Genomic DNA, 4,890 nt, shown 5'->3' on the forward strand with positions numbered 1-4,890 from the left:
GAGTGACGGGGCTCGAACCCGCGACCTCCGGCGTGACAGGCCGGCACTCTAACCAACTGAGCTACACCCGCGTTTCCCGGCCGAAGCGGCTGTGCGCCCCGGCGAGGGGCGTCGTTTAGGCGGGCTGACCCAGCGCGTCAAGCGGCCTTTTCCAGAAAGACCCGCCTCAGCGTGGAAGGGGCGTGGACGGAGCGACCGCGGCCGCCTGGGGCGGGCTGTGCGGGCCCGTCAGGCCGCCTGTGGCGGGCTCCTGAGCGGCGACGGCGGGGGCGGGCGGTTCATAATGAACGCCCACGCCGGGCCCCACCGGCAGGTCGAACGCGACCCAGGCCGCCACCATGGCCAGACCGGCCACCAGGAAGGCCCCGGCGTAAGGCAGCATGGTCGCCATCAGCGAGCCCAGGCCGAAGCGCGGATCCCAGCGCTGGGCGAAGGTCAGGATTAGCGGGAAATAGCTCATCAGCGGCGTGGCGATGTTCGTCACCGAATCGCCCATGCGGTAGGCGGCCGTCGTCATCTCGGGTGAAATCCCCAGCAGCATGAACATCGGCACGACGATGGGGGCCAGGGCCGACCATTTGGCCGAGGCCGAGCCGATGAACAGATCAAAGAAGCAGGAGACCAGGACGACGCAGATCAGCAGCAGCGGCGCAGGCAGGGCCAGGCTCTTCAGCTCGGCGGCGGCGTTGACCGCCAGGATCGGCCCCAGGCCCGACCAGTTGAACATGGCCACGAAGTGCGCGGCGAAGAAGGCCAGGACGATATAGGGCGCCAGCTGGGCGATTCCGTCGCGCATCATCCGCACCAGGTCGCGATGGGACTGGATCGAGCCGGATCCCGCCCCATAGGCCGCGCCCGTGACGAAGAAGACCACGGCGAAGAAGGCGACCAGCGAACGGTACAGGGGATTGAACCTCTGCTCCGGGTCGGCGTCGGGATCCACGAAGGGCGATCCAGGCAGCAGGGTGATCAGGGTCCACAGGCCGATCATGGCCAGCAGGGCCAAGCCGGCGAATCTCAGACCGCGCTTCTCGGCGGAGGTCAGGGGTTCCTTTTCCGAGGTCGCGGGGGCGGCGACGCCTTCGGACGGCGTCCATTTGCCCAGGCGGGGTTCGATCACCCGGTCGGTCAGGAACCAGACGATGGGGGTGAAGACGAACACCACCCCGACGATGAAGTACCAGTTGCCGGCGATGTTCACCGAATAGGACGGGTCGATCAGGTGTGCGGCGGGCTCGGTGATGCCCAGGATCAGCGCGTCGCTGGCGCCGGGGAACAGATTGCCGGCGTAACCGCCCGACACGGCGGCGAAGCCTGCAGCCAGACCGGCGAGGGGATGACGCCCCGCCGCCGCGAAAATCACCGCCGCCAAGGGAATGACAACCACATAGGAGGCGTCGGACGCATGGTGGGACACCATGCCGGTGATCACCACGACCGGCGTCAGTATGGCGCGCGGCGCATTCAGAAGCGCGCCGCGAATCGCCGTGGAGAACATCCCGGTCCTTTCGGCCACCGCCGCGCCGTAGATGATGGTGATGACGATCCCCAGGGGCGGGAAGTCCGCCAGGGTGCGCGGCATGCCGATGATCAGCCGCTCCAGATTTTCGGGCGACAGCAGGCTTTGCGCAACCAGCCGGTCGCCGGTGACTGGATTGACCGCCGACCAGCCCAGGCCGGCCCCGACCAGACTCAGCACGATCAGGCCGGCGATCAGCCACAAAAACAGGAAGACGGGATCGGGCAGGCGATTCCCGATCCGCTCGACGGTGTTCAGGACACGGGCGCCAAGGCTCATGCGGATGACTTTCGGTTGGGATTTCAAGGCGGCAGTAGGGCCGGGAAGGGGCCAGAACCGCAAGCGCCGGGCCTGCGACATATGGCCCGAGGAGTTGCGATCCATTCTCAACAAAAAACCAATAGACGCAGGGGTTTGAACCGCACGAACGTTGGGTCTAAGAAGCGCCGAATCCCGCCTCTCCCCGGCGGCCGAGGTTCTTTGAATGAACGCATTTCTGCTCGAATATCTGCCGGTCCTGATCTTCGCCGGTATCGCCGCCTTCATCGGCGTGCTCTTCATCGCCCTGCCGATGCTGCTGGCCCCCAAGAGCCCCGATTCAGAGAAGCTGTCCGCCTATGAGTGCGGGTTCAACGCCTTCGACGACGCCCGGATGAAGTTCGACGTGCGCTTCTATCTGGTGTCGATCCTCTTCATCATCTTCGACCTGGAAGTGGCCTTCCTGTTCCCGTGGGCGGTGTCGATGTTCGACCTGTCGCATGCGGGCATGATCTTCGCCTTCTGGTCGATGATGGTCTTCCTGGGCGTCCTGACCATCGGCTTCATCTACGAATGGAAGAAGGGAGCCCTGGAATGGGAATAGTCGCACCCTCCTCGCCGCTTCCTGGCGCGCTGGTTCCGGCCAATTCGGCCGCGCGTTCGATGGTCGAGGGCTATGACCCCAAGATTCACGACAAGTTCTTCGAGTCGGTGAACATGGAGCTGGGCGAGCGCGGCTTCCTGACCGCCTCGCTGGACGACGTCATCACCTGGGCGCGCACCGGTTCGCTGATGTGGATGACCTTCGGCCTGGCCTGCTGCGCCGTCGAGATGATCCAGATGTCGATGCCGCGTTTCGACGTCGAGCGTTTCGGTATGGCCCCGCGCGGCAGCCCGCGTCACTCCGACCTGATGATCGTCGCCGGCACCCTGACCAACAAGATGGCCCCGGCCATCCGCAAGGTCTACGACCAGATGCCCGACCCGCGCTATGTCGTGTCCATGGGCAGCTGCGCCAACGGCGGCGGCTATTATCACTACAGCTACAGCGTGGTTCGCGGTTGCGACCGCGTGGTGCCAGTGGACGTCTATGTCCCGGGTTGCCCGCCGACGGCCGAGGCTCTGCTGTACGGCCTGCTGCAACTGCAGAAGAAGATTCGCCGCACGGGGACCATCGACCGATGAGTTCGCTGGCTGTTCAAGAGCGTTTCGAGGCCGCGTTGACGCCTATGGGCGCCGAAATGGTCGGGGCGTTGGGCGTCGAGGCGCAGGTCGCCTTCGGCGAGCTGACCCTGCTGGCGCCGCGCGAGCGGATCGTCGAAGTCATGACGGCGCTGCGCGACCAGTTCGGCTTCCAGCAACTGCTGGACCTGTGCGGGGCCGACTATCCGGATCGCGAGGAGCGGTTCGAGGTCGTCTATCACCTGCTGTCGATGACCCGGAACGCCCGGGTCCGCGTCAAGGTCGTGACCGACGAGGTCCAACCCGTCGCCACCGTGACCGGGGTCTATCCCTCAGCCGGCTGGTTCGAGCGCGAGGCCTACGACATGTACGGCGTGATCTTCGAAGGTCACCCGGATATGCGCCGCCTGCTGACGGACTATGGCTTCGAGGGTCATCCGCTGCGCAAGGACTTCCCGATGACGGGCTATGTCGAGGTGCGTTACGACGAAGAGCAGAAGCGGGTCGTCTATGAGCCGGTCAAGCTGACGCAGGAATTCCGGACGTTCGACTTCCTGTCGCCGTGGGAAGGCGCCGATTATCCGGCGCCCGTGCTTCCCGGCGACGAAAAGGCTGGAGTTAAGGGCTGATGGCTGACGGAGCCCCCGTAACCGCGCCCGTGAACGGCGCTGTCGATCCCTTCGAGGACATGCCGGTCGATCACCGCACCGACCATGCCAAGGCGATGGACGACCGCAAGTTCACCATCAACTTCGGTCCGCAACACCCGGCCGCGCACGGCGTGCTGCGCCTGGTGCTGGAGCTGGACGGCGAGATCGTCGAACGCGTCGATCCGCACATCGGCCTGCTGCACCGCGGCACCGAGAAGCTGATGGAGGCCCGCACCTATCTGCAGAACGTGCCCTATCTGGATCGCCTCGACTATGTCGCGCCGATGAACCAGGAACACGCCTTCTGCCTGGCCATCGAGAAGCTGCTCGGCGTCGAGGTTCCGTACCGCGCCCAGCTGATCCGGGTGCTGTATTCGGAAATCGGCCGGATCGGGAACCACCTGCTGAACGCGACCATGCAGGCCATGGACGTCGGCGCCCTGACGCCCCCGCTGTGGGGTCACGAAGAGCGCGAAAAGCTGATGGTCTTCTACGAGCGGGCCAGCGGCGCGCGTCTGCACGCCAACTATTTCCGTCCCGGCGGCGTCCACCAGGACCTGCCGATGGACCTGATCGACGACATCGGTCGCTGGTGCCAGGAATTCCCCAAGGCCCTGACCGATATCGAGAGCCTGGTCACCGAGAACCGCATCTTCAAGCAACGCAACGTCGACATCGGCGTGGTGTCCAAGGAACAGGCCCTGGCCTGGGGCTTCACCGGCGTCATGCTGCGCGGCTCGGACATCGCCTGGGATCTGCGCAAGTCGCAGCCGTATGAGTGCTACGCCGAGCTGGAGTTCGACATTCCGGTCGGCAAGAACGGCGACTGCTGGGATCGTTACCTCTGCCGCATCGAGGAGATGAAGCAGTCGGTGCGGATCATGGAGCAGTGCATTCACAAGCTGCGCAACTGCCCCGGCGAGCCGGTGATGCTGGAGGACAACAAGATCGTTCCGCCGCGTCGTGGCGAGATGAAGCGGTCGATGGAATCCCTGATCCATCACTTCAAGCTGTACACCGAGGGCTTCAAGACGCCCGAGGGCGAGGTCTACGCCTCGGTCGAGGCGCCCAAGGGCGAGTTCGGCATCTATCTGGTGTCTGACGGCACCAACAAACCGTACCGCGTCAAGATTTCGGCGCCGGGCTTCCGTCACCTGCAGGCGATGGACTGGATCAACAGCGGCCACCAGCTGGCCGACGTCTCCGCCATCCTGGGCTCGCTCGACATCGTTTTCGGAGAAGTGGACCGATGAGCGTTCGTCGTCTCGCCAAGGAACAGCC

5 protein-coding genes are annotated in these 4,890 nt (G+C 65.0%); 4 read left to right on the forward strand and 1 reads right to left on the reverse strand.

Translation table 11 applies throughout. The annotated features are described in order from the left end of the window. Positions 1 to 166: 166 nt before the first annotated feature. Positions 167 to 1,798, reverse strand: coding sequence for an AbgT family transporter (locus Q7J26_RS16090; RefSeq protein ID WP_304937376.1), 1,632 nt, complete (start codon positions 1,796 to 1,798; stop codon positions 167 to 169). A 205-nt stretch (positions 1,799 to 2,003) separates the two neighbouring features. Between Q7J26_RS16090 and Q7J26_RS16095 the strand changes: the two genes are divergently transcribed. Genes Q7J26_RS16095 through Q7J26_RS16110 form a run of 4 tightly spaced genes read left to right on the forward strand, consistent with a single transcriptional unit; the run spans position 2,004 to position 4,862 of the window. Continuing rightward, complete coding sequence (locus Q7J26_RS16095) at positions 2,004 to 2,381, forward strand: NADH-quinone oxidoreductase subunit A (protein WP_304937377.1); 378 nt, start codon at positions 2,004 to 2,006, stop codon at positions 2,379 to 2,381. After that, positions 2,351 to 2,962: an NADH-quinone oxidoreductase subunit B family protein gene (locus tag Q7J26_RS16100; protein WP_304937378.1), complete on the forward strand. Its 612-nt coding sequence runs from the start codon at positions 2,351 to 2,353 to the stop codon at positions 2,960 to 2,962. Before Q7J26_RS16095 ends, Q7J26_RS16100 begins: the two co-directional genes overlap by 31 nt. Further along, on the forward strand, positions 2,959 to 3,588 hold the full coding sequence (locus Q7J26_RS16105; RefSeq protein WP_304937379.1) for an NADH-quinone oxidoreductase subunit C: 630 nt from the start codon (positions 2,959 to 2,961) through the stop codon (positions 3,586 to 3,588). The genes Q7J26_RS16100 and Q7J26_RS16105 overlap by 4 nt, the downstream gene beginning before the upstream one ends. Next, a complete protein-coding gene (locus tag Q7J26_RS16110; protein WP_287926290.1) occupies positions 3,588 to 4,862 on the forward strand; it encodes an NADH-quinone oxidoreductase subunit D in 1,275 nt (424 codons plus the stop codon). Before Q7J26_RS16105 ends, Q7J26_RS16110 begins: the two co-directional genes overlap by 1 nt. Positions 4,863 to 4,890: the final 28 nt, after the last annotated feature.

The sequence above is a fragment of the Brevundimonas sp. genome (genome assembly GCF_030656255.1).
Taxonomy (GTDB): domain Bacteria; phylum Pseudomonadota; class Alphaproteobacteria; order Caulobacterales; family Caulobacteraceae; genus Brevundimonas.

Excerpts from the sequence above, each read along its gene's own strand:
- Q7J26_RS16090 (WP_304937376.1), bottom strand. The coding sequence starts at position 1,798 with ATGAGCCTTGGCGCCCGTGTCCTGAACACCGTCGAGCGGATCGGGAAT.
- Q7J26_RS16095 (WP_304937377.1), top strand. The coding sequence starts at position 2,004 with ATGAACGCATTTCTGCTCGAATATCTGCCGGTCCTGATCTTCGCCGGT.
- Q7J26_RS16100 (WP_304937378.1), top strand. The coding sequence starts at position 2,351 with ATGGAAGAAGGGAGCCCTGGAATGGGAATAGTCGCACCCTCCTCGCCG.
- Q7J26_RS16105 (WP_304937379.1), top strand. The coding sequence starts at position 2,959 with ATGAGTTCGCTGGCTGTTCAAGAGCGTTTCGAGGCCGCGTTGACGCCT.
- Q7J26_RS16110 (WP_287926290.1), top strand. The coding sequence starts at position 3,588 with ATGGCTGACGGAGCCCCCGTAACCGCGCCCGTGAACGGCGCTGTCGAT.